This is a genomic window from Chitinophaga polysaccharea, assembly GCF_902150045.1.
GTDB classification, from domain to species: Bacteria; Bacteroidota; Bacteroidia; order Chitinophagales; family Chitinophagaceae; genus Chitinophaga; species Chitinophaga polysaccharea_A.
Map to the genome: position 1 here is coordinate 1,127,383 of NZ_CABFVU010000001.1, position 26,142 is coordinate 1,153,524.

General features: G+C 45.8%; 27 protein-coding genes and 1 tRNA gene. 9 read left to right on the forward strand and 19 right to left on the reverse strand.

The features are described 5' to 3' along the window. Positions 1–96: 96 nt before the first annotated feature. The 6 genes from FN124_RS04495 to FN124_RS04520 all read right to left on the reverse strand — a co-directional run bounded on the left by FN124_RS04495 (position 97) and on the right by FN124_RS04520 (position 5,173). On the reverse strand, positions 97–1,326 hold the full coding sequence (locus FN124_RS04495) for a FecR family protein (protein ID WP_142683574.1): 1,230 nt from the start codon (positions 1,324–1,326) through the stop codon (positions 97–99). 83 nt (positions 1,327–1,409) lie between these two features. Next, a complete protein-coding gene (locus FN124_RS04500) occupies positions 1,410–1,988 on the reverse strand; it encodes an RNA polymerase sigma factor (RefSeq protein ID WP_142683575.1) in 579 nt (192 codons plus the stop codon). 161 nt (positions 1,989–2,149) lie between these two features. Continuing rightward, positions 2,150–3,103, reverse strand: coding sequence for a helix-turn-helix transcriptional regulator (locus FN124_RS04505; protein WP_142683576.1), 954 nt, complete (start codon positions 3,101–3,103; stop codon positions 2,150–2,152). 77 nt (positions 3,104–3,180) lie between these two features. Then, positions 3,181–3,573: a RidA family protein gene (locus FN124_RS04510; protein ID WP_142683577.1), complete on the reverse strand. Its 393-nt coding sequence runs from the start codon at positions 3,571–3,573 to the stop codon at positions 3,181–3,183. A 370-nt stretch (positions 3,574–3,943) separates the two neighbouring features. Continuing rightward, positions 3,944–4,492, reverse strand: coding sequence for a cysteine hydrolase family protein (locus tag FN124_RS04515; protein WP_142683578.1), 549 nt, complete (start codon positions 4,490–4,492; stop codon positions 3,944–3,946). A gap of 99 nt (positions 4,493–4,591) precedes the next feature. Next, positions 4,592–5,173 (reverse strand): Crp/Fnr family transcriptional regulator, encoded by a 582-nt coding sequence (locus FN124_RS04520; protein WP_142683579.1) that lies wholly within the window; start codon positions 5,171–5,173, stop codon positions 4,592–4,594. A 119-nt stretch (positions 5,174–5,292) separates the two neighbouring features. On the opposite strand from FN124_RS04520, the gene FN124_RS04525 reads away from it, so the two are divergent. Beyond that, positions 5,293–5,757 carry a pyrophosphohydrolase domain-containing protein gene (locus FN124_RS04525; protein ID WP_142683580.1) on the forward strand — a complete coding sequence of 155 codons (465 nt, stop codon included), beginning with the start codon at positions 5,293–5,295 and terminating at the stop codon, positions 5,755–5,757. A gap of 45 nt (positions 5,758–5,802) precedes the next feature. Here the strand turns inward: FN124_RS04525 and FN124_RS04530 are convergent, their stop codons facing one another. Further along, on the reverse strand, positions 5,803–6,462 hold the full coding sequence (locus FN124_RS04530; protein WP_142683581.1) for a suppressor of fused domain protein: 660 nt from the start codon (positions 6,460–6,462) through the stop codon (positions 5,803–5,805). A gap of 170 nt (positions 6,463–6,632) precedes the next feature. Here FN124_RS04530 and FN124_RS04535 point away from each other — a divergent pair, with 170 nt between their 5' ends. Continuing rightward, a complete protein-coding gene (locus tag FN124_RS04535) occupies positions 6,633–7,466 on the forward strand; it encodes an alpha/beta fold hydrolase (protein WP_142683582.1) in 834 nt (277 codons plus the stop codon). Positions 7,467–7,472: 6 nt separating this feature from the next. On the opposite strand, the gene FN124_RS04540 is transcribed toward FN124_RS04535, so the two are convergent. After that, positions 7,473–8,081, reverse strand: coding sequence for a TetR/AcrR family transcriptional regulator (locus tag FN124_RS04540; RefSeq protein WP_142683583.1), 609 nt, complete (start codon positions 8,079–8,081; stop codon positions 7,473–7,475). A gap of 89 nt (positions 8,082–8,170) precedes the next feature. Between FN124_RS04540 and FN124_RS04545 the strand changes: the two genes are divergently transcribed. Together FN124_RS04545 and FN124_RS04550 are read left to right on the forward strand one after the other, a co-directional pair. Then, positions 8,171–8,365, forward strand: coding sequence for a hypothetical protein (locus FN124_RS04545; RefSeq protein ID WP_142683584.1), 195 nt, complete (start codon positions 8,171–8,173; stop codon positions 8,363–8,365). 1 nt (position 8,366) lies between these two features. Then, positions 8,367–8,747: a hypothetical protein gene (locus FN124_RS04550; protein ID WP_142683585.1), complete on the forward strand. Its 381-nt coding sequence runs from the start codon at positions 8,367–8,369 to the stop codon at positions 8,745–8,747. On the opposite strand, the gene FN124_RS04555 is transcribed toward FN124_RS04550, so the two are convergent. The 8 genes from FN124_RS04555 to FN124_RS04590 all read right to left on the reverse strand — a co-directional run bounded on the left by FN124_RS04555 (position 8,739) and on the right by FN124_RS04590 (position 19,453). Continuing rightward, on the reverse strand, positions 8,739–9,236 hold the full coding sequence (locus FN124_RS04555; protein ID WP_142683586.1) for an anthrone oxygenase family protein: 498 nt from the start codon (positions 9,234–9,236) through the stop codon (positions 8,739–8,741). The two genes, FN124_RS04550 and FN124_RS04555, sit on opposite strands and share 9 nt — an antisense overlap. 102 nt (positions 9,237–9,338) lie before the next feature. Continuing rightward, complete coding sequence (locus tag FN124_RS04560; protein WP_142683587.1) at positions 9,339–9,773, reverse strand: SRPBCC family protein; 435 nt, start codon at positions 9,771–9,773, stop codon at positions 9,339–9,341. Positions 9,774–9,894: 121 nt separating this feature from the next. After that, on the reverse strand, positions 9,895–11,067 hold the full coding sequence (locus FN124_RS04565) for a sialidase family protein (RefSeq protein ID WP_142683588.1): 1,173 nt from the start codon (positions 11,065–11,067) through the stop codon (positions 9,895–9,897). Between the two features lie 200 nt (positions 11,068–11,267). Continuing rightward, positions 11,268–12,707: a hypothetical protein gene (locus tag FN124_RS04570; RefSeq protein WP_142683589.1), complete on the reverse strand. Its 1,440-nt coding sequence runs from the start codon at positions 12,705–12,707 to the stop codon at positions 11,268–11,270. A 106-nt stretch (positions 12,708–12,813) separates the two neighbouring features. Then, complete coding sequence (locus tag FN124_RS04575) at positions 12,814–14,415, reverse strand: RagB/SusD family nutrient uptake outer membrane protein (protein ID WP_142683590.1); 1,602 nt, start codon at positions 14,413–14,415, stop codon at positions 12,814–12,816. 17 nt (positions 14,416–14,432) lie between these two features. Beyond that, positions 14,433–17,819 (reverse strand): SusC/RagA family TonB-linked outer membrane protein, encoded by a 3,387-nt coding sequence (locus FN124_RS04580; RefSeq protein WP_260607323.1) that lies wholly within the window; start codon positions 17,817–17,819, stop codon positions 14,433–14,435. 33 nt (positions 17,820–17,852) lie between these two features. After that, positions 17,853–18,806 (reverse strand): FecR family protein, encoded by a 954-nt coding sequence (locus FN124_RS04585; RefSeq protein WP_142683591.1) that lies wholly within the window; start codon positions 18,804–18,806, stop codon positions 17,853–17,855. 47 nt (positions 18,807–18,853) lie between these two features. Next, entirely contained in the window at positions 18,854–19,453 is a 600-nt protein-coding gene (locus tag FN124_RS04590; protein ID WP_142683592.1) for an RNA polymerase sigma factor, read from the reverse strand. A gap of 304 nt (positions 19,454–19,757) precedes the next feature. On the opposite strand from FN124_RS04590, the gene nfi reads away from it, so the two are divergent. The 4 genes from nfi (at position 19,758) to FN124_RS04610 (ending at position 22,065) form a co-directional block, all read left to right on the forward strand. Beyond that, the gene (gene nfi / locus FN124_RS04595; RefSeq protein WP_142683593.1) at positions 19,758–20,420 is read left to right on the forward strand and encodes a deoxyribonuclease V; all 663 of its coding nucleotides are present in this window, start codon (positions 19,758–19,760) and stop codon (positions 20,418–20,420) included. A gap of 90 nt (positions 20,421–20,510) precedes the next feature. Continuing rightward, a tRNA-Asp gene (locus FN124_RS04600) sits at positions 20,511–20,584 on the forward strand. Positions 20,585–20,735: 151 nt separating this feature from the next. Beyond that, positions 20,736–21,089: an ISAon1 family transposase N-terminal region protein gene (locus FN124_RS04605; RefSeq protein ID WP_260607324.1), complete on the forward strand. Its 354-nt coding sequence runs from the start codon at positions 20,736–20,738 to the stop codon at positions 21,087–21,089. A 7-nt stretch (positions 21,090–21,096) separates the two neighbouring features. Further along, entirely contained in the window at positions 21,097–22,065 is a 969-nt protein-coding gene (locus tag FN124_RS04610) for an ISAon1 family transposase (RefSeq protein ID WP_142683595.1), read from the forward strand. Between the two features lie 202 nt (positions 22,066–22,267). On the opposite strand, the gene FN124_RS04615 is transcribed toward FN124_RS04610, so the two are convergent. Together FN124_RS04615 and FN124_RS04620 are read right to left on the reverse strand one after the other, a co-directional pair. Beyond that, on the reverse strand, positions 22,268–23,176 hold the full coding sequence (locus FN124_RS04615; protein WP_142683596.1) for a helix-turn-helix domain-containing protein: 909 nt from the start codon (positions 23,174–23,176) through the stop codon (positions 22,268–22,270). Positions 23,177–23,180: 4 nt separating this feature from the next. After that, positions 23,181–24,116, reverse strand: a complete 936-nt coding sequence (locus tag FN124_RS04620) for an NADP-dependent oxidoreductase (protein ID WP_142683597.1) — start codon at positions 24,114–24,116, stop codon at positions 23,181–23,183. A gap of 262 nt (positions 24,117–24,378) precedes the next feature. Here FN124_RS04620 and FN124_RS04625 point away from each other — a divergent pair, with 262 nt between their 5' ends. Then, positions 24,379–25,440, forward strand: coding sequence for an ArsO family NAD(P)H-dependent flavin-containing monooxygenase (locus FN124_RS04625; RefSeq protein ID WP_142683598.1), 1,062 nt, complete (start codon positions 24,379–24,381; stop codon positions 25,438–25,440). Here FN124_RS04625 and FN124_RS31355 read toward each other — a convergent pair whose 3' ends face one another. Beyond that, positions 25,441–26,007, reverse strand: a complete 567-nt coding sequence (locus tag FN124_RS31355) for a DUF1801 domain-containing protein (RefSeq protein ID WP_142683599.1) — start codon at positions 26,005–26,007, stop codon at positions 25,441–25,443. Positions 26,008–26,142 lie beyond the last annotated feature (135 nt).

Sequence of the window (26,142 nt, forward strand, 5' to 3'; positions counted from 1 at the left end):
GAGAGGCGATGCTTATATTGTGCTGTCCTGGTTGATTGGTTGGTTTACTGGCAAAACTATTTTACGAACATATCATATTTCAGAGCCTGGATTTATTTACTTTTCTCCTACCATCAATATCCTGTCTTTCAATTCAACATGCAGGCCGAACCCCTGCAGGAAACGGATTAAATCATTTAATTGAACTCCCCTGTCCATTTCTCCTTTTAATTTTCTTGTTGGAATAGCTCCTTCATATCGGACCTGGATATCATACCATCTTTCAACATCTTTCATTACAGACTGAAAAGACTTACCTGTAAAACTGAAAATACCATTCTTCCATGCCAGCACCTGTTCCAGGTTGGCGTTGGAACTAATGTTAACAGTGGTTGTATTGTTTGGCAGTAACGCCTGCTGACCGGGCGTTAGCGTAACAGCCATATGTTGTTCCTCTTCTGATGCAGAACCGGTTGTGATATTACCAGGCCATACCCTGACTTTACCTTCAACAAGCGTTGTGGCAATTGTACCCTCATCGGCATAGGAATTAATATTGAAACCGGTTCCCAGCACTTCAATAGTAGCTTTTCCATCAATATCCACCATAAAAGGCATTTTAACGTTTTTCGCAACCTCCATATACACTTCACCGGTTACTTTTACTTTGCGGCTATTTCCTGTAAATGAAGCAGGGAAAGTAATGGAGCTTGCTGCATTCAGCCACACGGTTGTTCCATCGGGAAGTGTGAGACGGTATTGCCCACCACGTGGTGTAGACATGGTATTCATCATTACCTCTCCCTGGGAAACGCCCCTCGCATCGTAGATAATTGCACCACCGGCTGTTTTGACAATTGAAGAACTCCCTTGTTGGGCAATGGCTCCACTGGCAGCACTGTCGAGTGTAATCGTAGTTCCATCAGACAAAGTAAGCAGCGCCTTATTGGATCCGGGTAAAATACCGGGTACTGCCTTTCCTTTCACTACCTCTTGCCCCGCTTTCTTTGATGTTATATAGAAGTAGGTACCGGCGCCCAGCAGGATCAATACTGCCGCCGCCCAGCCCCATTTTTCCAGGAAACGTACCCGGCGGACAGGAGGAGGATCTGAGAAGCTATGATCCGCCCGGATCATAGCAGCTACCCCCAGTTCTATACGGTCAATTTCCTGCGAAAAATCCAGCTGATTACGTTCCCATAATGGCCAGTCCCTATCCAGGATCTGCTGCACCATTTCCTTGTTTGCCGGATCTTTCAGCAAATCAGCGAAAACAACACGCTCCTCTTTACTCAGGTTTCCCTCTGCGTATCGTTCAAAATAATATGTCAGTTGCTGTTCAGTCATTCTATTCAGTACTAAAGACCCGGTTTAAATACCGGTAGGACGGGTCGGAATAAAAAAAAATTTATACTCATTTAATTACTTCCTCACAACAGGTTTATGAACGCCCATAACAGGGCGATAATAACTCCGGCATTTCTCCTTAAATAAGCCCGTAGAAAAACCAATGCCTCCACCATGTGCTCCCTTACGGTGCTCCTCGAAATCCCCAACCTGGCGGCAATTTCCTCATAGGTTAAATGTTCGTTGCGGCTCAACAGGAATATTTCCTTGCGCCTGGGTGGCAGTGATTCAATAGCCCGGCGCATAATTGCTGCGAGCTCTTTGGTTTCAAGGGCTGTTTGAGGATTGGTCAGCGCCTGGTCCGCCTGCGCAACATCAGGGGCTTCTGTTTCCAGCAGCCCTCGTTCGAACTGGGAATGAACGCGGTTCCAGGTAACCACATACACATAACCCGGGAAATTGCTGACATCGGGAAGTTTCTGCCTGTTTTTCCAGATACGTAAAAAGACGTCCTGGGCAACCTCTTCGGCAAGCTGAGGCGATTTAAGCCAGTAAAGCAGATAGGGATAGATTACCTGGGAATATTTCCTGACAATACGGTTGAATGCCCGCTCATCCCCCAGTGCAACCAGTTTCAGCGTCTCCCGTTCACCCTGTTCCATATTTAAATTATTGTTGCTCAATCCTATGCTGTTAACAATTAGACTGTAAAATAGAATAATTCTGAAATATGGATTTTCGCAGGAGAGTATTAAATGGCGGATCTTAAATATCGAATATTCATCGTACAAAGAAAAACAAAAGTAGGTATAATCATTTTCAATTACTTCCCTATATTATCCATACCTGCTTCCAATATGCGCCTAACTTCGGCAGGAAGATAAGCCGGCTCCAGGATCTTTGCTACATCAACGAAGCGCATAAACCATCTGGCAAAAGAAACAGGGCTTTGCCTGCAATCAAAATACATTATTATTTCATTACTTAGCATTTCTTCCCGCGAAAACCCATAGTTCTGACGTTCCCAATACAGGAAGTGTGCATAATCCGGGTCAACAGCTATAACAACAGGGGTAATATTATTTTGTGAATCAGCTTTCCGTAACTCATCAACAGATGGATGCTCCTGTTTAAAGTTATCATCGCAGCGTATTATCCTCTGGATCCTGTCTAACCGGAAATTCCGGTATCCCGATTTTAACCGGCACCAGGCAAGCACATACCAGGAGCCGTTTTCATAAAACAGGCCAACAGGCTCAATTGTGCGGGCCACTTTCAGGCTGGTGCCACTCTTTACGTAGGAGATCTCCACTACTCTTTTACTGAGGATACTTTTTAACAGTACATCAATGATATCAGGCAGATACTTAGTTTCCCTGAACGGCTCGTTGATCTGCAGTTTATTTTCGAGGTGTGATAGGTGATCTTTCTGTTGCGCGCGAAACGAGCCCTTTATCTTAATTAAAGCAGTTTCGAAATGTTGTCTTACAAACGCCGTTTCATGCTTTTGCATTACTTTCTCTGCCACCATTAAACTTAGTACCTCTTCCTGGCTAAACCTGGATGGCAGCACTCTGAATCCCTCAATAATAGAAAACCCTTGCCCGGATTCATTAATTACGGGCACCCCGGCCTGTTCCAGCACTTTTAAATCCCTGTAAACTGTTCTGCGCCCGATATGAAACCGCTCCTGCAGTTCCTTATTGGTAACAACAGACCTGGATTGCAGTAAAAAGAAAATATGTACAATTCGTTCCAGCCGCCTTTTAATATCCATCGGAATAGTATTAATTACCGTTTATTAAAAAGAACAGGGACTGATGTAGCATCAGTCCCTGCTGTACATTACGCTGATTATCTTACAACAGTCGCTTCCAGCTCAACTGTTAAGGTTGCAAAAAGCCCCTTCACCTCCAGCAGGGTAGTTGCCTGTTTGATACCATATCTGGCAATGAAGCCTGCATACACATCTCCGCATTCCGTAAAAAAGGTTGCAACGGAAGTGGTGTAAACATTTAGCCTTACAATTCCACTGCACTCGTAACCTGCGGTTTTAATCAGGTGTTCCAGGTTCTCTATTGTCTGGATAAGCTGGGTACGCATATCTGCAGCGCTTGGCGCCCCGTTGGCATCTATGGCTGCCTGTCCTGAACAGTACAGCGTTCCGGTTGGGTTTTTCACTTCAACTGCCTGGGCTGAATTAGTTGCTTCCCCCCATTTCCAGGGATCGATGATCCTTTTTTCCATTTTCATTTGCTGTTTTAGGTGTAAATAAATTGTTGCTTTTACAAAGCTAAGGGTGGGGTGTGACAACCCTATGTCACACAGGAAATCGGCTCTCCTGATTTTTTTTATAACAGGTTAAAAAAACGAAAAATTACCCCTGGCGACCAGCTCAGGACAAGACCCAGGACTAAACCATTAGACCTAGTGCATTAGTAGTGCATTAGTAGTGCATTGGAAGTGCATTGAAAGAGCATGAGAAGTGCATAAAGACAGTATGAAAACTATATAAGAAGTACTATGCATAGACGATTCCTAAGCTACTGAGAAGTATCCGACAAGTATGATACAGCTACCGGGGGCTCCGCTTAAAGGGCGGATTCCCCGGATGTAATCAACGGCCCAGGAACTCATCCGTAGTTTGAATGTCCGCGTAATAAAATGCCAGTGCGCCTATTACAGTTTTCTGCACCAGTGAAGCCGTTATCTGTTCCCCTTCAACATCCAGCGCCCTGGTGGCACAGGCATCAGAAATAACGGTGCAGCTATAGCCCAGGTCTTTCGCCGCCCGGGTGGTTGCATCCACACATACATGCGTCATCATTCCTGTAATGACCAGGTCTGTAATTTCCTGCGCCTGCAGGTATTCGTGCAATGCCGTTTCACGGAAGCTATTGGGATACTGCTTTACAATCACCTTTTCCCCGTTTACAGGGGCTATAGCCTGGTGAATCTCGGCGCCTGGCGTATCGACTACCAGGAACCCTGCAGAAGGATCGATGGCCATGTGCTGAATGTAAACGACTGGTATGCCCTCTTTCCGGCAATTCTCCAATAACCTATTGATATTTCCTGCAGCATTTTCAGGGTTTACCAATTCCATTTTACCTCCAATGAAGTAATCGTTCTGAACATCAATAATAAGTAATGCCTGTTTTCCCATTGTTTCTTGTTTTACTGAAAAATTTACACAAAGGTGGGCACATGGAAACAGATCCGGGTTGACCTAGGTCAATCCGGATGTTAAATAATGGCAGGAAAATTATTTGCGTTTTGCTTTCAGCATCCGGCTGAAGAAGGCAGGGGTTACGCCGATAAAGGAAGCGATTTGTTGCTGCGTGAGCGAAGCGGCAATGTGTGCATAACGTTGCTGAAACTTTTCAAAACGCGCAGCTGCTGTAAGACTTAATATATCTGTAACCCGCTGCTGGCTTACTGCAAAGGCCCTCTCTGTAAGGATCCTGAAGTACCGTTCAAACTGAGGAAGTTTCCTGAACAATTCTTCCCGCTTCTCTTTTGTAAGTATAAGTGTACTGGTATTGTCGATGGCTTCAATAAACAGGTTGCCGGGTTGTTCAAAAACGAAGCTCATATAATCAACCACCCACCAGTCTGCCGGCGCGATGGTAAGTATATGTTCATCTCCCTTCTGATCCAGGAGATAACTTTTCACACACCCGGTAGTGATAAAGGTAAAGTTATTACAATTGCTGCCTTCCCGCTGCAGATATTCCTTCCTGTGATAATTTCTTGATTGCAGGAGCGAAAGGAAGTATGCTTGCTCCTCCCCGGTAATGGAGATATAATTGCTTACATTCCGGAGAATCAGTGCCTGGCCGTCCATTGGATCTATATCAATTTGCGTGGAAAGTTACCTAATCGTTGCGCAATAACCATACATCTTCTGCCGTAATACATAATTTTCAAATAATCCTTACATTCGGACATAAATATTATCTGATCATGGAAGATGTAAAAGCGCTAAACAGTGTTGCAGAATTTCACAGCACCTTCAGGCATCCAATTGAAAAAGCACCTGTTATCCCAAGTCCGCAGAGATGTGATTTAAGGGTATCGCTGATCCAGGAAGAACTGAACGAACTGAAAGCGGCTATTGCGGAAAAAAATATAGTGGAAATAGCAGATGCACTCTGCGACCTTCAATACGTATTATCCGGCGCTATCCTGGAGTTTGGGCTGGGAGAGAAATTCAGTGCGCTTTTTAATGAAGTGCACAGGTCTAATATGAGTAAAGCCTGTAAATCGACCGAAGAAGCGGAAAGCACCGTTGCACATTACAGCAAAACTGAAAATACAGCATGTTATTATACAAAGGTAGATGATCTTTACCTGGTGTACAGGAAGTCAGATAATAAAACGTTGAAATCTGTCAACTATTCTGCTGCGCAGTTAAGCCAGTTTTTGTAAGATATAAACCGGGTGAAAACGGGATCTCTTCACCCGGTTTATCATTTAAGATTTCCTGTTGAGATCCGTTATCAGTAACGGGTTATCTTTCCTTAAATCATTGATCAATGCAGCTACCTCTGTAGTGGTAGGATTCCGCATTAATTGCTCCAGTTCACTGTTAGTGATCCCTACCAATTGCAGGAAGGATACTTCCCCATGCGGGGTTTCTATTCTTCCCAATTCCGGATCAAGCGCCAGTGCGAATGCAGTAATTTCCGTCTGGGTATCCAGCCGTATGGGGCCTTTTGCAGGTATAAAATGATTCTCTTCAAACCACTTACCGCTGTTAAATACGTAACGCGCCAGGTTGTTCATTACATGCACTGCCCATAAAGGGTCTGCCTGGTCATCGGCAAACGGCTTCAGCCTGAAAGTAAATTCAAAGCCCCATTTACTGAATTCACCACCAGCCTTTTCACTGTCGTAGTAAAGCTCCGACATTCCATAACTGATAATATGACGGTGGAAGTCCTGTTTGGCAGAATCATAAATGCTGGCGCCATCTATCGGATCTGTTCCGCCGGCCATATAATGTATCCCGCAAAGCGGCCCATAATGACGGGGCTCAGTTTTACCATATACCTTTTCCAGAGCTTCATCTATGGAAAACCATCCAACAGGATCTTCTTCTTTAAATCTTTGCTTATATTCTTCGGGAGTCATAAGAATATCAGGTTAAACAATTAAATAACGCCAATATAAGCCAAGTTGGGAAAAAAGCCATGCTTAAAGCTGCTTATTGTTTTGTCGTAATAGCCCTTCAATTTGACATTTTTGCACCCATCCCGGTTTGTTCTTTTAATGTAGGTTTACATTATCAAAATTAGTATCGCATGAAACGTATCTCCATTATTGTTCTCTTATTAATACTAACACATTTCCAGATGAATGCACAGCAGCAAACAGGCCACTATGCAACGGTGAACGGCTTAAAAATGTATTACGAGATCCATGGCAGCGGTGCCCCGCTGGTATTGCTGCATGGCGGTGGGTCCACCATCGTTTCTACATATGGTACCATTTTACCGGAGTTATCAAAAACCCAGCAGGTAATTGCTATAGAGTTACAGGCGCACGGCCACACTGCGGATATAGACCGGCCATTGAGCTTTGAACAGGATGCAGATGATGTGGCCGCCCTGCTCGCGCAGCTGCATATAGCCAAAGCAAACATTATGGGTTTCAGCAATGGAGGCACTACGGCACTGCAAATTGCCATACGGCACCCCAAACTGGTGAATAAACTGGTGCTGGCTTCCGCGCTCTACAAACGTAATGGTACCCCACCAGGTTTCTTCGACGGCTTTAATAACCCAACTATTGATCAGGTACCTCCTCCGTTAAAAGAAGCCTTCCTCGCAGCCAACCCCGATCCAAAAGGATTTGAAGCCATGTTCCGCCGGGATGTGGCGAGAATGAAAAACTTTAAGGACATCAGCGATGAAGCTATAAAAAGCATACAGGCGCCGGCGCTCGTGATTAGTGGTTATACAGATGCGATCCTGCCGGAACATTCGCTGCTACTGGGCCGTACATTGCCGCATGCCCAGGTGGCCATACTGCCGGGCGGCCACGGGGATTACATAGGTGAAGTTTGCGCGGCCGATAAGCAGAGCAAATTACCTGCCTTGGTAACTACCATGATCATTGAATTTCTTAAATCATAATAGCAGCTACTCCGTTATACGTAGTTGCGCGGCCGGGGTGAGGTAGGGATAAAACATACCTGCAATAATTTTACTGTAATGCTTTATGGCATTGCCTCCCCTCAGCCGCCCTGTTAACTCGTTATTCGACAGCCAGAAGTCGCCCACAATAAATATCTGGGTTACCAGCGCCTCCCAGATGCTCTCCGGCAAATCATCCCGAAACACCCCGTCTGCTTTCAGCTGCCTGAAAATAGTAAAGAACTCCGTTGTGCGGCGCCGGGTTAAGGCATAATAATCTTTCCTGATGGATGGTATCCGCAGGGTGATCTCCACAAAATGCAAAAATATAAACCGGTACTTGTATGCCAGCTCCAGCGACCGGACGGAAAAATCACGGAGCGTATCCAGGGTAGCAGGGCTAACTGATTCCAGTTCCGACATCAACCTGTCAAAATCAGTTGCCAGTGATTCATAAAGTGTGCTTATGATTTCATCTGTTTGCCTGAAATGATAATGCAGGTTACCCGGGCTGATCCCCATTTTTGCAGCAATATGCCTGCTGGTAATGGCATTCACACCCTGGCTGTTATAAAGCTCCAATGCTGTTTTGAGAATATTTGTCCGTGTATCCATTCCCAAATTTAGAACAATTGATCTAAAAAAAGAGTATTTAGAACAAATGTTCTAAATAAATTAGTACATTTGTTCTAAATACAAATGATATGAATGGGGAAACGCATGATCAGCAGGAGGAAAATCAACCTATATGGCAAAGGCTCAGGAGCAGTGTTCTCCCGGTTAAGCCAACAGACTCCATACCCGTAAAATTGCTGAAGAACAGCGGCTTCTACCTGTTTGCTGTAATGGTATTACTGGTAACGCTGCTGCTCGGAGGCGCCATTATGTTCGTGTTATAAAATGAAACCTTTATTTGATCCGTTATTTCTTATTTATTGCGCCCTTTGGTGTATCATCCATTTTTTCAGGTATTTACACCTGCCTGTTCCGCTATTGAACGGCTACCTTACCGATTTCATTGCAGTGCCGGTTATGGCACATATTGCCCTCACCTTTACCCGCAGGTACCTTGTACATGATAACCACTACAACTATCCGCTGTACTACTTACTTTTCATTGCTTTTTATATGTCTGTTGTTCTTGAATGGCTAATGCCACAGTTTTCGTCCGTTTATACCGGGGATACCTGGGACGTGGTGGCATATTTTGGAGGAGCGTTGTTTTATTATTATGTGCATGGGAAACAAACTTACCTCAAACATAAAACCCGGTCATTTTAATCCTATACACCCCGCTACCACTAACCCTACAGCAACCACCGCCGCTACCGTACGCACTGTATGCAGCCGGTTCCACCGCTGTTCAAAAGCAGCCCGGTGCCGTGCCAGTTCAGCATTTCCGGCGACTGTAAGATCCGCTTTGTCCAACGCATTATTGAGCGGCACGTTACCGCCCATCGTCACCCCAAAAACACCCGCGAAATAAACAACAGTAGCTCCCAGCAAACACCAGCTCCCTGGCGATACCTCATAACTGAAATACGCCCATGTACAAACAGGCAACAACACCAGCGACCCTAAAAAGGAAGCAAAAAATACAGGATTGAGAATAGCCCGGTTGATGGATTGCATGGCCTGCAGGTAACCGCTATCGGGTAACCGGCCAAGCCCGGGATTCACGGAACAGGAATAGGCGTAAAAAAGTCCCCCTATTAATGCAGTGGAGACTGCCGTAATTCCCAGTAAGATCTGCAGGAAAATAAGTCCCATATGCTACCTGTTTAAATGATACCGTCAAGATACAAAAAACCGCATGGACCGCTTGATCCATGCGGCAGAATATTTTGCGGAGAACGAGGAACAGCCGGGAAATTAACCCGCCAGCGCTTCTGTATATTTTTTGAAATTATCCAGGATAGCCTGCCAGCCACCCTGTTGCATTTCGATACTGTGCGTATCTTCAGCGTCAAAGGTTTCTGTAACAGTAGTAGTGTTGCCAGCGGCAGAAAAAATAACCCTTACAGTTCTGCCATCGCCCATGGTGTAGGCAATGAGCTCGTTTTCTTTCACTTCGTCATATACACCGCCGAAATCAAAACCAAAGCTACCGTCTTTTGCTTCCATACGTGTTTCAAACTTACCGCCCGGGCGCAGGTCATTTACAGATTTCGGACTGTGCCAGTCATCGGAAGCAGTATTCCATTTTACAATATGCTCCGGTGCATTCCAGAATTCCCAGACTTTTGCAACGGGTGCGTTAATAGTTGCAGTTACTGTGATCTTGATGGCGTTATTAGCTGTTTGCATTTTTGTAAGATTTAAATGTTAACCGTTGTTGTTAATGCAAACATAGCACGAGTATTTTATTCCCGGCATGGCCAAATCCGACAAAATAGCGTACTATTTGCGACAGTCTCCGCAATATGGTTTATTTCCAGTTCACCACTGTAAATACAATGGAAGTATAATGATCTTTTTCATACAGCACTCCTGTTTTCCGTTTCCCCACCTGCACAATATCAGAATAAGCAGCATAGGCATAACCGGCTTTCTTTGAACCATTTCCTCTATAGATCACATAACTTTTTTTCCAGGTTCGCCCGTCATCAAAACTGATACGGAGCGTAAGGTTATTCCTTTCCAGTGAATCAGCGGCGTTGCAAAAAGCAATGATGTTTTTTCCTTTGAAGGTGCCTACGTTTAGTATACTGCCCTGGCATACGGCATCCGGCAGCTGATGATCAAAATAAGTAGTATCCCAGGTGGCGCCGCCATCGCTGCTGATAGATACGATCCGCTCTTTCACATCCCCGGCCTGGTTGCGGCTGTTCATCATCAACCTGTTACCGGAAAGCTGCACCGCCATAGATTCATTGCTGCCAGGTATATCCACGTTGCTGCCTAAATGAAATGTTTTACCATGATCATCGGTATAGTAGCCATGCGCTATGTAGTGCCGCGCAGCCGGTAATGCCTTACCCGCAGTATGATTGGCGGCAATAAAGATCCTTCCCTTAAAAGTTCCTTCGGAAAACTGCATGGCATGCCCCGGCGTATTGGCGTAATAGCGCCAGTCTTCCGCAAAATTAAACGCAGTATCTATCTGCGGTTGCCTGGGGCGATGCACCTGCAGCGTAATATCCACTGGCGGCGCCCAGGTACGGCCGCTATCTGTGGAAGTGATGTAATAACAATGCTTTATTCCTATCCCTTTAATGATATCTTTTTCCCGGTGGGTACCGGTGTTATAAAAAAGAAAGATCCTTCCCTGCGGATAGGCCGGATCGGTAAGATCTACTACCGGTGCGGGGTTGGACAGCTGCAGGTTGTCGCCTCCTGCTATTACCTGCATGGGCGACCAGGTTTTGCCTTTGTCTTTGCTACGTTTCATCACTATGTCAATATCCCCGAAATCATCACCACCATTTACACGGCCTTCTGCAAAGGCCAGCAGTTCGCCATCCGGCAATGCGATGATAGCGGGAATACGGAATGATTTATAACCATCTGCTCCCGAAACAAAAACAGGGACTTCTTTTTGTTGTGCATATACAGTGCCCAGGCACATCACCAGGAACGCTGTTACTATCTTTTTAATCATTATCATTTATTATTTACCAGGTCAATATCATTTGCTTCCGGACGTAAAAAGCTCCGTTGAATAATAATAGCTACCAGCGCAATTCCTGCCAGCATGGCAAAGCTTTGTCCGAGGTTGTCTGCATCCGTGGAACGTCCCGGCAGACCGGTGATCTCACCGGCGGGTTATTTTGCTATTGATTCATCCGGCTAATATAAAAACTATTTGTCGGCCCGGAACATCATGTAAACAGGGCTTTCACTAACCGGTAAACGGATACTGGTAACTCCCGTCTTCTCCCATGTCACCTCTTTTGCAGGTTCGCTGGTTGTGCTCATAGCAGTAACGCTTACCGGCAATGATGGCAGGTCATGCAGTTCCGCATTTACTACACGCGGCTGGTACCCTTTCTGTTCATGGGTCCGGGCGCCGGTTGGCGACCATGCCACCCAGGCCATCGACCGTGAATCATTTCCTTTCACAAACTCAAACACGTACAGGGAATCTGCTTCTTTTTTCACCACCCGCCGGAAACGGTAATCGCCCAATGTATGGTACAATTGCTTTACCGCCCAGAACGACATCTTCGGAACAAAATTCCGCGTAAGCCCCGAAGCAGCGTGGAAAGAGGCCTCGTCTTCATCATTGTAATAATACAGGTAAGCCCGCCTGATGTCCAGCGTGGCAAATACCAGGAAAGACCTCACCAGGTACTGCGCCTGCTGCAGATCGCTTGCCCCCTGCCAGTTTAGTTTCAATGCCCAGTCTTTCCGGTGCTTCATGGCCTCCGGTGTACAGGCATCATAACCAAATTCTGTTACCCAAACTTCCTTATCTTTTGCATACCTGTTACGCCAGGCAATTGCCTCTTCAATCACCTTCAGGTATTGCAGGGAATTATCTTCAGGGTAACTCCTGTTCCAGCTGTTTTCGCTGTTGGCCGATTTTTCGATGGTAGGATAAGTATGTATATTGATCACGTCATAAAGAGGCAGTATCTTTTTATCTCCATACAAATCATTCAATCCCTGTGAGTAAGGATCTGCTTTCACGGCCACTGCAGGCGTAACGATCTTCATCAGCGGATCCCCGGCACGTATGCCTTCCGCCATCTTCGTGAAGAGGGTTTTGAATAGCGCCGGATCAAAACGCGTTCCCGGCTCGTTGTCAATTTCCACGGAGGTGCATAATTTTTCTGCGCCGGAAGGGCCGTAATAGGTGGCCATTGCTTTCCCGTAATCATATGCCCATTGCTCATGCCCTGCCCATAACTTTTTATAATCCGGGTTACCTAATCCCACTCCCAGGAACTGCATACAGATATCTGTTTCAAACCCTGCCGCTTTCCACGGGCCGTATACATCGCGTTTCCAGTTAATGTTATTAATGGTGTTGGGAATGGTGATGGCATCGCCGGGAGCTTTTACATCCCAGCTGATGTTATGATAACTGCGTAACAACCTGCATACCTGTTTGTACAGGTCAGGTTTGAGCGTAACATGACCGTTAAGTCCCATAAAATCCCTGAACAACGGCCGGCTGGTACCGGGTATTGAATCGGTGGTATCAGGTTCTGTTTGTGCAGGGCTGCGTTCCGCGCAACTAACTGTAAACGTGGCAAAGAAGAAGATAATGGCGGTAAACAAATGATTCCGTGGCATAGTACAATAGCATAAGGAATGAACAAAAGAGGCGAATGGCAAGCATGAAGATATGCAAATATCTTTACGCTTACCATCCGCCGGTATCATTGTTCGCTATTGCCGGTTAATTCCTCCAGCCAGGCACCTGTTTGTAAACGCCGTTACTCTGCGCTATTACATCAGGGTTCATCGGCCATGCCATATGCTTAGCCGGATCAAAATTACGTGCAGGCCATACCTGTTTTATTTCGTAAGGCGATGCCGGGTTTACCTTATCGCTGTGGATGCGGCCATGCAAAGGCGCATTGATCTTCGCATAATCGCCCCAACGTTTCAGATCCTGCAGCCTGTCTGTCCATTCGCAGGCCAGTTCCACACGGCGCTCATGTTTGAGATCATTCATGGTAGGATTTGCTATGCCTGCCAATCCTACGCGGCTGCGCACTTCATTCAGCGGCGCGGCAGCTTCGCCGCTCCGGCCCAGCTTGATCAGCGCCTCTGCTTTAAAGAGCAGGATCTCTGCATAACGCATCAATGGTAAATTGAGCGCAGTGGTTGGATAGTCCGGGCTCTGGTTAATATTGGTGTTGGTAGTGATCACGCCGTCTTTACCATAGGAATAAGGCTCCATGTACTTATTCATCTGGAAACCGGATAAGCTGTTGGTGGAGTAGTAAGAGCGCACCAGGCCAAAGAAGGTAAATTTATCTCCGAATTTCAGGATGGTCACTTCCCGTCTTGGGTCATTGGCTTCGTATTCGTCATACAGTTCTTCTGTAGGCTGGAAATAGCCCCAGCCGTTGAAGATAGCCCAACCGGTATTTTCCAGTACTACGCCGGGAAACTCGGAGCCTCCCTGTACACCGGAAGTTACAGACCACATATATTCTGAGCTCCAGTTATTGGCGATGCTGAATACAGCGCGGTAATTCTGCTGGCTGGTTGCCTGGCCCTTGATGAGCGCGCGGTGCCCTTCGTCCCGGATCTTATCTGCGAGAGCGGGGATCAGTGCCCATTTGGAAGCGTCGTACTGTGCCCAGTAAGCATATACTTTTACCATGTATCCCCAGGCTGCGGCGCGATGTGCGCGACCCTGGTCGGAGGTGCTGTATGTTTCAAACAGGGGCAGCAGGCTGGCTGCTTTTTCCAGATCGCTGATGATCTGTGCATAGTTATCTGTTACAGATGGCAGTTGTGGCGGAATGCGTTTTCCGAATTCCGGGTTTTCTGGTCCGTCGAAAGGCACACCCTGGTCTTTATGCCCCCAGAGATAGGCTACCCAGAAATGAGCAAATCCGCGCATAAAATACGCTTCGCCCAATGCCTGGTTGCGGGCAGCTTCCGTGGTATTTTTTGAAGTGGGCACATTCTGGATCACCTGGTTGGCCCGGTTCATCATTTTATACAGATCGCTCCAGCCGCTTGTCAGGTAGCCTTCCCGGCCACTTGGAATGAAGTTCTTGATATTTTCACCATCGGCCTTCGCTCTTCCTACAATCAGGTCGTCGCTGGCATCCTGCACCCAGAAAAGGTCGCGGCCCCAGGTAGATTCATTACGCATGGCCACATACATGTCGTTGGTAGCCTTCCGCAGATCATTATCGCTCTGCCAGAAATAGGCAGTAGTAGGCGCACCGTTGGGTTTTGTATCTACCCATTTGTTACAGGCACTTGCCCCCAGCATCAGTGACCCCGCAAGAAATATATGTTTGAATGTTGTTTTCATAAAAGCATTTGGTTTGATCAGAATTTAATATTTGCACCCAGGGAAAACACGCGTGATACCGGGAACTGGCCGCCATCAAGCCCTACACCGCCTACTTCCGGATCCATACCGGTGTATTTGGTAAAGGTGAGCAGGTTGTCGCCGCTGAAGTATACGCGAAGTCCCTGGTTCCAGCTCATTTTCTTAAAGGTATAGCCGATCAGCAGGTTCTTTAATCTCAGGTAATTACCGTTTTCCAGGTACCAGTCGGAGTTGGTCTGAAAGTTTTTGTTGGGATCATTAGCGGAGATGCGGGGAATACTGGATCCTTTATTTTCCGGAGACCAGGCATCAAGGATTTTATCCCAGCGGTTGTATCCCTGTTCGGAGCCGCTTAGGGTAGTCATTTTGAAAGCGTTGAACAGTTTTACACCGCCTACGCCCTGCATAAACAGGCTCAGGTCAAAATTTTTCCAGGTAAAGCTGGCAGTGAACCCGTAAGTGAGTTTGGGAAATGCGTTCCCCATATATACGCGGTCGCCATCATTGATAGCGCCGTCTCCATTCTGATCTACAAATTTCAGGTCGCCGGCCTTTGCATTGGGCTGGATCATTTTACCATCTTTCTGGTAGGCTTTTGCTTCATCGTCCGACTGGAAGATGCCGGCGGTTTTTATCAGCCAGTAAGAATAGAATGGCTCTCCTGCTTTAGAACGGAAAGGTGTGAGCACGCCCCTGAAAGCATCGCCATGCAACCATACAGAAGCCGGGTCTTCATCTATAGATTTCACCCTGTTCTTTAATGTTGCAATATTAGCTCCCAGGTTATATCCTACCATACCGATATGATCGTTCCAGGTTACCGCTACTTCAAAACCTTTATTACTGATTTCCCCTTTGTTAATCAGCGGTGCGCCTATACCAAAAGTATTAGGCCAGTTGGATTGCTGCAGCTGGATCAGGTCATAGGTAAGTTTATCAAAATAATCGGCGGTAATTGACAGGCGTTGTTTCAGAATGGCGATATCGATACCGATATCTGATTGTTGGGAAGTTTCCCAGGAAAGCGATGGATTAAATGCACTTGTTACTGCAAGGGAATTGGACCTTGGCGCGCCATCCCCGATCTGAAATGTATAATCCGGCGTGAGCTTGGCATAACCGTAATAGTGTCCAATCGAGCCCAGGTTACCGATTCTTCCCCAACTGCCCCTGATCTTGAGCAGGTCCAGCCACTTTACATTATCCATAAAAGATTCCGAACTGATCTTCCATGCGGCAGTTACACCGGGAACTCCTATAGACCTGTGCCCCTCCGCCAATCTACCAGCCACGTCATTACGGTAACTGGCAGTTACAAAGTAGCGGTCGGCCCAGCTGTAGGATACCCTTCCTACATAAGATACTGTTCTGTCTTTCCATTCATCATCAGCCGGCTGATTCTGATCAAAGATGGTGGCATTGGTAAAAAACTGTGCCCAATCGGCCTCGTTCTCAAATCCTTTTGCAGCGGCAGAAAAATTGCGGTTAGCTTCTTCCTGGCCGGTCATGGATAACATTACACCGATGTTATGCCGGTTAATGATCTTATTATAGTTAAGGGTATTTTCCCAGATCCATTTATAACCTTTATCGGTAGAATAGGTTAATGTATTCTGATCATTTGGTTTTCCAGGCTCTGTTCTTTTAGGCTCAAAGTTTTTCCACAGCGCATTTTGCTGACGGTAAGAAAAGCGGGAGAGGTAAGTAAGGCCGGGAATAATATCTGACACCGTTAACTCGGTCACCGACTGCAGGTCATTTCTTTTGTTATAGGGCTGATTTCTCAGCAGGGTGGCTACAGGATTGATCACATCTCCATAGATACCGTTATACTGGGAACCTCTCGGTCCTACGCCTCCAAAGGTACCGTCGCTGTAGTATGGGGTAGCAGAGCGTGGCATGTACAGGGCAGAGAGGATAACGCCACTGTAACCGCTGGCAGTTTCCGCATCCCTGTTATCATTATTATTCCAGAAGAGATCCTGGCGCAGTTTAACGTGCTTGTTAAACTCGTAATTCGCATTAAATCTCAGGGAGATATTTTTATTATAGGTATTGATCAGTGTACCTTCTTCCTTTTCGTAACGGGCCTGGAAGAGGGTAGAGAATTTATCTGTTCCGGCGTTTACGCTGATATTGTGACGTTGTATCAGGCCGGTGCGGAAAATTTCATCCATCCAGTTGGTACGGGTTACCAGGCCATCCGGGTTTTTGGCAGGATTCCATCCTTCCAGCGGAGGCAGGCCGGCATTGGTTTGTGCCAGATCGGATACTTTACCCTGTTGTTCTGCTGTAAGCGATTGTAAGGTGCGCCATGGTTGTTTGGCGCCTACAAAACCGGTATACTGCACACTGGGCACTCCTTTTGTGGCCTGGCGGGTAGTAATGAGGATAACCCCTGCGGCGCCGGAGAAAGCACCATAAATGGAGGCGGAAGCCGCATCTTTCAATACTGTGATCGACTCCACATCTGCAGGGTTATAGGGTGCGCCGGGCACACCATCTACCACATACAGTACATTATCGTTCAGAGATCCTACCCCACGGATCACTACACTGTTGGCATTACTGGTATGCCCCCCATTACTTACAACCGTGATACCAGGTACCTTACCCTGTAACATATTGGCCACATCCAGTACAGGACGTTCCTTGATCTGTTTCATATCAGGCACTACTGACACCGCTGCGGACAGATCGCCCTTTTTAGCGGTACCATAACCCAGTACCACTACTTCATTCAATGAGTTGTTGCTCGTTTTCAGCGTGAGGTTCAGCGTATTGGAAGTACCGGCCGGCATTTCCACTGTTTCATAGCCCACAAAGCTGAAGCTGAGTATTGCCTTGTCGTTTTCCAGGGTGATTTCAAATTTACCATCCGCATCGGTCACCGTTCTTATTTTGGTGCCTTTTACCCAAACGGATACACCGGGAATAGGCTCATTATTTTCTGCAGTTACACGGCCGGCGATTTTGCGGGTGATTGCCTGGGTAGTTTGCACTTCCGGGTCTTTTTCCGCCTTCCTCAGCAGGATGGCTTTATCGCTCACGCTATACTCTATACCTGATTTATTACGGAGTATATTGAGGGCTTCGTTCAATGTAATATTATCTGCCTTGTAATCCCTGACAATAATTTTGTCGAAGTCCTGTTTAACATAGTTAAATGTAAAACTGCTCTGGTGCCCAAGGGCGCTCAGCACCTGGGAGAGGGAGGCGCGGGAAATATCCAGTTTCACTTTTTCGCTCAACCCTTGCTGCCTGGCGTATCCAAAGGTAGCTGGCAACAGGGCACATCCCAATAGCAGGAATCTTTTCAGGCGGGATACAGCCGGCCCGCTGCTGCGGGTATGCTGATCAGCGGAAGTAAATGTCATTTTCATGTGTTGAATTTTTCAGGAGCGTTCACGTGTTTTTTAATAGATGATCACCTGTCTGTCAGAAATACGGAATTGTTTACGACTGATGTAGCATAGATTTCCCAGCATTTTTCTGAAGCTGTCTTTTTTGAAAAGCACAGATACATTCTTTTCGATGCCCTGTGTATTTTCCCATTTCACCTGATAACCGTTGCGTGTGCACAATCGCATTACGGCATCTTTGAAAGGGAGATCAGTAGCGCTGAAGGCGCCTTCTTTCCAGGCAGCCACTTTTCCTGCTTCCGTAGCGGAAATATTTAGTGCTTTGTCTTCATTATTATAGGCAGCGGCATAGCCGGGTTTCAATACAGTACTGTCTTTTCCCGTGCGTACTTTTACTTTACCCTGTACCAGGGACACGCGGGTAAGTCCTTCGCCGGCATAGGCTTCCACGTTAAATTGTGTGCCCAGCACCTGGATAGCAAGATCGCGGGTGCGGATAACGAATGGCTTGTTCCGGTTGCCCTGTACTTCGAAGAAGCCTTCTCCGGTAAGTTGTACATTGCGATTCTGTTTATTAAAGTCTTCCTTCCACCGAAGTGAAGCTGCTGTATTCAGCCAGATGCGGGAACTATCCGGCAATACCACCAGTTTTATCTCATTGGTTTCATTGGTTACCTGGAATGATTTTAAGCCAGCCAGGGGAGCAGATGATTTCTGTGTATAACGGGCCCACATAAACCCGGCGCCTGCCAGTAATAATATACTGGCTGCAGCTGCCCATTGGATGGAACGTTTTTTCCACCAGGCCACAGGTGTAGCCGGCAGCATACTATGGAAGTTGGCCAGGAACTGTTGCCGGTAAAGGTTTGATTCCAGGGCTGACAGGTTTGCATCGCTGTTTAAACCGTCATACCAGTTGTCCAGTAGTGCCAGTTCTTCGGGCGTACATTTTCCCGCATGAAATTTTTTCAACAGGGCTTCGGCCCTGGGATATTTTTGTGTTGCCATCTGTTAATGAATACCCGCAACACAAAAAATGTTAACTCGCCCTAAGGTTAAGAAATTGTAAACAGCAAAAAAGAGGAAACAAGGCTGGCAGACAAAGCCGGATTTGCTTTAATATGTGCTTTTACCTGTTTGAGGGCACGGCTGTATAAAACCCGCGCCGATCCTGCGTCTATACCAAGTTGCTGTGCTATTTTCTGGTAAGAATAATGATGGTTTACGCGAAGAATAAATAATTGCCGCTGGCTGGGAGAAAGTATTTCCAGGGCTTCATTGATAATGGTTTCCTTTAATCCGTGCAACTCATCGGAAGCAATGGCGCCAGGTGATTCCAGGGTATTATTCAATAATATTTCCAGCTTTTTCAGGTGTGCCTGGTAACGGCCATTTGTACGGTAATATTTAAAGATACGCAGCTTCAATGCGTTGAGCAGGTAAAATTCCAGTGTTTCATCTTTCGGCACTTCCTCCCATTTCATCCATAATGAAAGTAACACATCCTGTACAATATCAAATGCGTCGTGCGGGTTTGTTTTCGCCACGGCAATGCCCAGTAACTTATCCCAGTAGGCAGCTACGGAAGCCTCGAAATGAGCCTGACCGGACATACCGGTTGTATGATGGAAAGATACTTTCTTAAGCGCAGACATAAGTTGAAATATAACAGTCCCTACAAAAGTAAATGTCTAATATTACGTGGATATTAACGTTGCGAATTCCAGGCTCTTTTTTCTAGTAAAAATCGATTTAGCAAATCCCGACAAAAGGAAGTAGTACCACTTTTGTACTATTCATTCGTAAAAAAAATTGTTACTGTATTTTGATTGATCGTTTAATGTGGACTGATTGGCGTCAGCCAAATATAAATTTACTTTTTCAAACGGTAAAGAATATTTATAAGTGTACATCTTACCTCAAAAGTGGTATCTTCCGGTTTGTTTTTAAAGCCTGTTTATGCTAACCGAAGATGCAGCTATTGCCATTCAGGAAGAATTACGCCGGCAGGTGATCATCACAGATGAATTGCCGGATACCATAAAAATTATTGCCGGCACCGATGTGGAATACGATAAAGATTCCAACCTGATTGCAGGCAGCATTGTGCTGCTGGATTATGCTACCCTGCAGGTAGTGGCCATAGCTACCCATTGTATGGAAGTTACTTTTCCCTACATACCAGGGTTGTTCTCTTTCCGGGAAATGCCCCCGTTATTAAAGGCCTGGGAAAAACTGCCCCTGCAGCCAGACCTCATTATTTGCGATGGCCAGGGCCTGGCCCATCAGCGCCGTTTTGGAATGGCCTGTCATTTTGGAGTTACAGTTAACAAACCCGTGATCGGCTGCGGTAAAACACGGCTATGTGGTGAATACAGCCAGCTGGGAGAAGAAAGGGGAAGTATTGCTCCACTGCTGGATGCAGGGGAACATATAGGCAATGCCCTGCGCACACAAACCGCTATTAACCCTGTATTTGTTTCCACAGGTCATAAAATATCCCTGTCAACTGCTACAGGTATTGTGCTGAAACTATGCACACAATACCGTTTGCCGGAAACCACGCGCATATCAGATCACTATGGGCGGCTGGCATTACTGGAGTATAAAAAAGGAACCTGAGAGAAATATTTGGAGAATTGAATTTATTATTTATATATTTGCAACCCCAAACGGGGAATACAGAATGGCTGAAAAGCTTGACTGTAGGAAGGATCGGTAGTTCAGTTGGTTAGAATGCCGCCCTGTCACGGCGGAGGTCGCGGGTTCGAGTCCCGTCCGGTCCGCGAAAAGGGACAAATCATCAGACGGATGATTTGTCCCTTTTGCATTTTCGGGGGTATTGACAGGTGACCTTTGGCGCAAAACGGATCAAGTTGAAAAGTTGGGGGATATGTAAAAAAATAGTTTTTTTGCACCCAATTAAGATTAATAGCCGTGGATAAGAATTTTAGCCTTCTGATCGAGGCCCTGCTACCAGAAGGGATTTTATATTATTTCGAGATAACTGATGCTTGTCAAAGTGAGACTGAAATAAGTATTTATTTAGAAGAAAAGAATATTGTTCCAGCTGAGCATCAGCATAAAAAACTTCACGCCAAAGACTTTCTTCCTCCCGTTGCTGTTCAGGATTTTCCTATCCGCAGAAAGAAGGTTACTTTATATGTAAAGCGGCGTCGGTGGGAGGTTGTAGCCACCGGAGAAACAGTAACAAGAGATTGGGAAATAGTGAAAAAAGGAACGCGAATGACATTGGAATTCGGTTATTTTTTAAAAGGACTACTTAGATAATCACCCCATCAGCCCCGTTCAACTTGGCCATCTTTACAATGTTGACGGTAAACAACTCGGGCAACAATACAAACATCATTTAAGTGATTTTTCCAGTTGGGAGCAGAAAGAACATGCTACTGAATGGATGCTTTTTGAACAAAACATTGGTGCCGCTTTAAGTATAGACGAGACAGCCTTTTCCAGTGGAGAACTGTATACAATTGTCACTAATAAGCTGGCCAAAGGGCGCAAAGGCTCAATAGTGGCTATGATCAAGGGCACTCAGTCTGAATTTCTGAAAGAAATACTGTTTAAAATCCCTAAGCGCCTGCGTAGGATGGTACAGGAAGTTACCATCGATATGTCTGGTAGCCTTAATAGCGCTGTTAAAGCCTGTTTCCCTAACGCCCATCGGGTGATAGATCGCTTCCATGTGCAACACCTGGCTTTTGATGCGGTACAGGAAATCAGAATAAAGCATCGCTGGGAAGCCCTGGAACAGGAGAATCTGGAATACGAGCAGGCAAAACGAGCCGCAATGAAGTATGAGCCAGTCAGGCTCGCTAACGGCGATACAGCTAAACAGCTGCTGGCCAGAAGCCGATACTTGCTATTTAAGCATCCCAGACTATGGACCAGAGAGCAGCAGCAGAGAGCGGAACTTTTATTTAGTCATTACCCCCTTATTCATAAATCCTACCAGCTATCCCTGCGACTCGGTGAGGTTTACAGACATTGTAAGTGTAAAGAAGAAGCATTTAAGAAGCTGGCTTTGTGGTATAATGACGTGGAGGAAGCGGGGATTTTATCCTTCAAGACCGTTGCCAGGACTATCAGAACTCATTATCTGGGTATCCTCAACTTCTTCAACAACAGAGCCACCAATGCGGCGGCAGAATCATTCAATGCAAAAGTAAAGGCCTTTAGAAATGCACTACGAGGGGTGCGGGATGTAGAATTCTTTCTCTATAGATTAACTAAACTCTATGCTTAAAATTTATGGACATCCCCCAACTTTTCAACTTGCTCCGCATTGAAGGCATAAATTCTTAGTCTACTGGCGAAGGTAATGTACGATTACACTATCGCCGTCAGTTATTACTTATAACTTGTTCCGTCCTCTCCTGCTTACCTATATACCGTTCCGCTGTAATTCCGTTTCTCTTGTATAGCAAATAATTAGCTGCGGGTTCATACTAATTAAAGGATTGTCTGAACTCCAACGGTGATTGATTGGTTTTTGTTTTAAACAATTTGCTGAACGATTGCAAATGTTCGAAGCCTAAAGCGTAAGCGATCTCACTAACTGACAAATCGGTAGTGGATAACAGCTCTTTGGCTTTGACAATGAGTTTTTCATGGATATGTTGTTGGGTATTCTTCCCGGTGATTGATCTTAACATTGCGCTCAGATAGTGTGGAGAAATATGTAATGCTTCAGCCACCGCTGCAACAGTTGGCAAACCTGGTTTGGATAACTTTTCGCTATCAAAATATCTGTTCAGTAAATCATCTAATTTGTCAAGTAATTTATGACTGGCAACCTTGTTGGTATTAAATTGCCGCTGATAGAACCGTTCAATATATGCCAGCAATGCATCAATTAAAGCAATCGCAATCTTTTCACTAAATATATCCCTGGCTTTTTGAAACTCGTGAGCAATATTTGCAACAATTGTATTGATCGTAGTTTGTTCTTCTTCAGATAAAAACAGCGCTTCATTGAAATCATAGTAAAAGAAATCATAGGCCTTAATTTTCCTGGCAAGCGGCGTATGCCATAAGAAATCCGGGTGAATGCAAAGCATCCATCCTGATGCAATAGCACTTACAGCTTTGTTGGGTGTTACCTTTACTACCTGCCCGGGTGCCCGGAAGCCTAAAACGCCCGCGTTAAAATCTTCGGGTAGCCGGCCATATTTTGTCTCTGCTGTACTGCCTTTTTTTAATGATATCACATAAAATCCGAAGACTACATTTCCCGATTCTATCTGGTTATATATAGGGGCAGTAGCAATATCGATAACACTAATCAGAGGATGCTCCGGTTGAGGTAAATTTCTTAACTTATAAAATTGCCCGATTGTTTTTATCTGATGAATCATTCTGTTAAACTGTAAGTACGATTTTCCCTGCGGTACGGCGGGTTTCTACCTGGGTGTGCGCTTCAGCGATAGCAGTAAAAGGATAAATTCTGTCGATGAAAGACTTTATTATGCCTTTAGACATTAAACCCGCGAATGCCCTGAGATCATCCCCGTTAAATTGCAACGCTCTTAAAGATAAATTTACGCCTTTTTCTTTCGCTTTGAACATTATATCTTCCTGTGTAAGCGCCACAATTGAAATAATGGTGCCACCCGGCTTAGCTATATCAATAGAATGTTCCAATGTTTCTCCTCCCACAGTATCAAAAACAAAATCGACCTCTTTAATTACTTCCCGGAAATTTTCTGTTTGATAATCAATATGTTTATCCGCACCGAGAGCCATAACAAAATCCCGGTTCTTCCCTGAAGACGTTGCAATTACTTCCGCACCCAGGTATTTGGCTATTTGTACCGCATAGTGCCCCACACCACCTGATGCTCCATGAATAAGAATTTTGTCACCCTTTTTGATATTCATCCCATGCACCAGTGGCTGCCATGCTGTTAAACCAGCCATGGGTGCAGCAGCAGCTTCTTCGAAAGTAATATGCGCTGGTTTATGAGCTAACAACCCTACATTGACCGCCACAAATTCGGCATAACCGCGGGCATTTTGTAAAAGTGCAAAAACTGCATCACCAACCTCAAATCCATCAGTGTTATCTGACTTTTCGACAACCTCTCCGGATATATCCCAACCCATGATCACGGGGCGCTCTTCGCCGAATATATGGGTGATAAATGCTGGTGTACTACGATAAATTGCATCTGCCGGGTTTATGCCGATAGCCTTTACCCTGATTAAAACTTCCCCGCTTTTTAAAGCAGGTTTTGGTGCTTCGCCGGGAACCAGTTTATCGGCTCCTCCTGCTTCATATAATAAATATGCTTTCATAGCTCAAAATTCGGAACAAATCGCAATACCGGTTTAGCCTGAGCGGACTAATATTTAGTCAAAATGGAAATATTCCGGCAATTCCGTTATTTTGTGATATCCTCTGGCCTCACATTTACCACTGGCATTCTTTCGGTGTTCCAATATCTCCTCACAATGAAATTTTACTGAAGTAAAAGGTGATATAACATAAATACCCTGATGTTTCCTGGTATGCAGTGATAGCTATGCGCAATAAGCAGATGTTTAGTAATTTGTGGATATGACAAACGAAAGACCAACCATATACGACGTCATCATTATCGGCGGAGGACAAAGCGCTCTATCTGTTGCATACTATCTCCGGAGAACCACATTGAAATATATCCTGCTCGATGCGGCTACCCTTCCGGCAGGAAGCTGGCAGCATGCCTGGAAATCCCTTTCACTGTTCTCACCGGCGCAATGGAGCTCACTCCCCGGTGTTATTATGCCAGGAGGCCAGCATCATTACCCCAGCCGTGCAGAAACCATCGCCTACCTAACCGCTTACGAATCACGATACAAATTCCCGGTAGAAAGGCCCGTAACAGTAACGGCAGTGGATAAACGGGAGGATACATTTATACTAACCACTACCGCCGGCTACTACTATGCAAAGGCTGTAGTGAGCGCTACCGGCACTTTCAGCAACCCCTTCATTCCTCATATTCCCGGCACAGGCATTTTTAATGGAACACTGATTCATTCATCGCAATACAGAGAACCCGAAATATTCGCGGGGAAACGCGTGGCCATTGTAGGAGAAGGTAACTCAGGCGCCCAGATCCTTGCAGAAGTTTCGAAAGTAGCTGCAACCCTTTGGATCACACTACAGCCACCCAGATTTTTACCGGACGATATAGACGGAAAATATCTTTTTGACGCAGCTACCCGGCAATACGAAGCAAAACAACAGGGCAGGGATTATCAACCACCTTCACTTGGGCATATTGTAATGGTGCCTTCTGTAAAAGAAGCAAAAGAAAGAGGTGTGTATGCACATTTCCTCCCGGCATTCGATCACTTTTACAAAGATGGGATAGCGTGGGCCAATGGCCAACAGGAAGCGGCAGATGCAATTATCTTCTGTACAGGGTTCCGGCCCGCCCTCTCACACCTGGCCCCACTTGGAATAATACAACCAGATGGCAGGATTAAAACAAACAACACCAAAGCAACAGGTATCAACGGCCTTTGGTTAACCGGTTACGGCTCGTGGACCGGCTTCGCCTCCGCTACCCTGATAGGCGTAGGACGAACCGCCCGGCAAACAGTGGAAGAGCTCAGCAGTTTCCTCCAATAATTACTTCCCCCCTTTAAACGATAATCCCTTCTCTTCCAGCGCATGCTGCAATTTAGGCACGGAGCTTTTACCCATACCATGAAGCGCCAGTATTTCCGTCTCGCTGAACCTGGAAAGCTGCTGCACAGTCCTGATCCCTTTACTTTCCAATGCACGGCGTGCCGGCGCCGGTAGGGAAGCAAAAAGATCCCCGGGAGCGGCGGTATGCCTGGCAGCATTTTTGGCCATGCTCTCCTTCACCCTGAACTTTACTATTTTATTGATTAATGCAATGGGCAGCGGTTTGTCCAACGGAAACTGCACAGCGCCTTTGGAATTCTTATAAACAGAAAGTTCTTTTTCAAATGCTTTAATACCGGAAGCCCCCGGATAAAACCCGATGTGTTGCTTATAGCCCCCAAAATGCACCAGGTTACCGTTCAATGTAAATGTTGGAATACCGTAACTTATTTTCTCACCCGCTTCAGGTACAATTGCCTTGATAGCTGCTCTCATTTGCTGCAGCAACACCTGTATTTCCCGGGGAAAATCTGCTATGTACTGATCAATAGTGCTTACTGTTTTCATATCGCTTAATTCTTACTGAAAATTACCACAATCCCTGCATTCCCGGAAGGTATTAACGCGACATTATACAGGGCCATTTGCGACTTCCTCCCTGTAAAAGAAAAAGGCGCACGGGTAACTGTGCACCTTTTTCCT

What these genes read in the sequence shown, in the direction of transcription:
- FN124_RS04495 (WP_142683574.1), bottom strand. Translation starts at nt 1,326, where the DNA reads ATGACTGAACAGCAACTGACATATTATTTTGAACGATACGCAGAGGGA.
- FN124_RS04500 (WP_142683575.1), bottom strand. Translation starts at nt 1,988, where the DNA reads ATGGAACAGGGTGAACGGGAGACGCTGAAACTGGTTGCACTGGGGGAT.
- FN124_RS04505 (WP_142683576.1), bottom strand. Translation starts at nt 3,103, where the DNA reads ATGGATATTAAAAGGCGGCTGGAACGAATTGTACATATTTTCTTTTTA.
- FN124_RS04510 (WP_142683577.1), bottom strand. Translation starts at nt 3,573, where the DNA reads ATGGAAAAAAGGATCATCGATCCCTGGAAATGGGGGGAAGCAACTAAT.
- FN124_RS04515 (WP_142683578.1), bottom strand. Translation starts at nt 4,492, where the DNA reads ATGGGAAAACAGGCATTACTTATTATTGATGTTCAGAACGATTACTTC.
- FN124_RS04520 (WP_142683579.1), bottom strand. Translation starts at nt 5,173, where the DNA reads ATGGACGGCCAGGCACTGATTCTCCGGAATGTAAGCAATTATATCTCC.
- FN124_RS04525 (WP_142683580.1), top strand. Translation starts at nt 5,293, where the DNA reads ATGGAAGATGTAAAAGCGCTAAACAGTGTTGCAGAATTTCACAGCACC.
- FN124_RS04530 (WP_142683581.1), bottom strand. Translation starts at nt 6,462, where the DNA reads ATGACTCCCGAAGAATATAAGCAAAGATTTAAAGAAGAAGATCCTGTT.
- FN124_RS04535 (WP_142683582.1), top strand. Translation starts at nt 6,633, where the DNA reads ATGAAACGTATCTCCATTATTGTTCTCTTATTAATACTAACACATTTC.
- FN124_RS04540 (WP_142683583.1), bottom strand. Translation starts at nt 8,081, where the DNA reads ATGGATACACGGACAAATATTCTCAAAACAGCATTGGAGCTTTATAAC.
- FN124_RS04545 (WP_142683584.1), top strand. Translation starts at nt 8,171, where the DNA reads ATGAATGGGGAAACGCATGATCAGCAGGAGGAAAATCAACCTATATGG.
- FN124_RS04550 (WP_142683585.1), top strand. Translation starts at nt 8,367, where the DNA reads ATGAAACCTTTATTTGATCCGTTATTTCTTATTTATTGCGCCCTTTGG.
- FN124_RS04555 (WP_142683586.1), bottom strand. Translation starts at nt 9,236, where the DNA reads ATGGGACTTATTTTCCTGCAGATCTTACTGGGAATTACGGCAGTCTCC.
- FN124_RS04560 (WP_142683587.1), bottom strand. Translation starts at nt 9,773, where the DNA reads ATGCAAACAGCTAATAACGCCATCAAGATCACAGTAACTGCAACTATT.
- FN124_RS04565 (WP_142683588.1), bottom strand. Translation starts at nt 11,067, where the DNA reads ATGATTAAAAAGATAGTAACAGCGTTCCTGGTGATGTGCCTGGGCACT.
- FN124_RS04570 (WP_142683589.1), bottom strand. Translation starts at nt 12,707, where the DNA reads ATGCCACGGAATCATTTGTTTACCGCCATTATCTTCTTCTTTGCCACG.
- FN124_RS04575 (WP_142683590.1), bottom strand. Translation starts at nt 14,415, where the DNA reads ATGAAAACAACATTCAAACATATATTTCTTGCGGGGTCACTGATGCTG.
- FN124_RS04580 (WP_260607323.1), bottom strand. Translation starts at nt 17,819, where the DNA reads ATGAAAATGACATTTACTTCCGCTGATCAGCATACCCGCAGCAGCGGG.
- FN124_RS04585 (WP_142683591.1), bottom strand. Translation starts at nt 18,806, where the DNA reads ATGGCAACACAAAAATATCCCAGGGCCGAAGCCCTGTTGAAAAAATTT.
- FN124_RS04590 (WP_142683592.1), bottom strand. Translation starts at nt 19,453, where the DNA reads ATGTCTGCGCTTAAGAAAGTATCTTTCCATCATACAACCGGTATGTCC.
- nfi (WP_142683593.1), top strand. Translation starts at nt 19,758, where the DNA reads ATGCTAACCGAAGATGCAGCTATTGCCATTCAGGAAGAATTACGCCGG.
- FN124_RS04615 (WP_142683596.1), bottom strand. Translation starts at nt 23,176, where the DNA reads ATGATTCATCAGATAAAAACAATCGGGCAATTTTATAAGTTAAGAAAT.
- FN124_RS04620 (WP_142683597.1), bottom strand. Translation starts at nt 24,116, where the DNA reads ATGAAAGCATATTTATTATATGAAGCAGGAGGAGCCGATAAACTGGTT.
- FN124_RS04625 (WP_142683598.1), top strand. Translation starts at nt 24,379, where the DNA reads ATGACAAACGAAAGACCAACCATATACGACGTCATCATTATCGGCGGA.
- FN124_RS31355 (WP_142683599.1), bottom strand. Translation starts at nt 26,007, where the DNA reads ATGAAAACAGTAAGCACTATTGATCAGTACATAGCAGATTTTCCCCGG.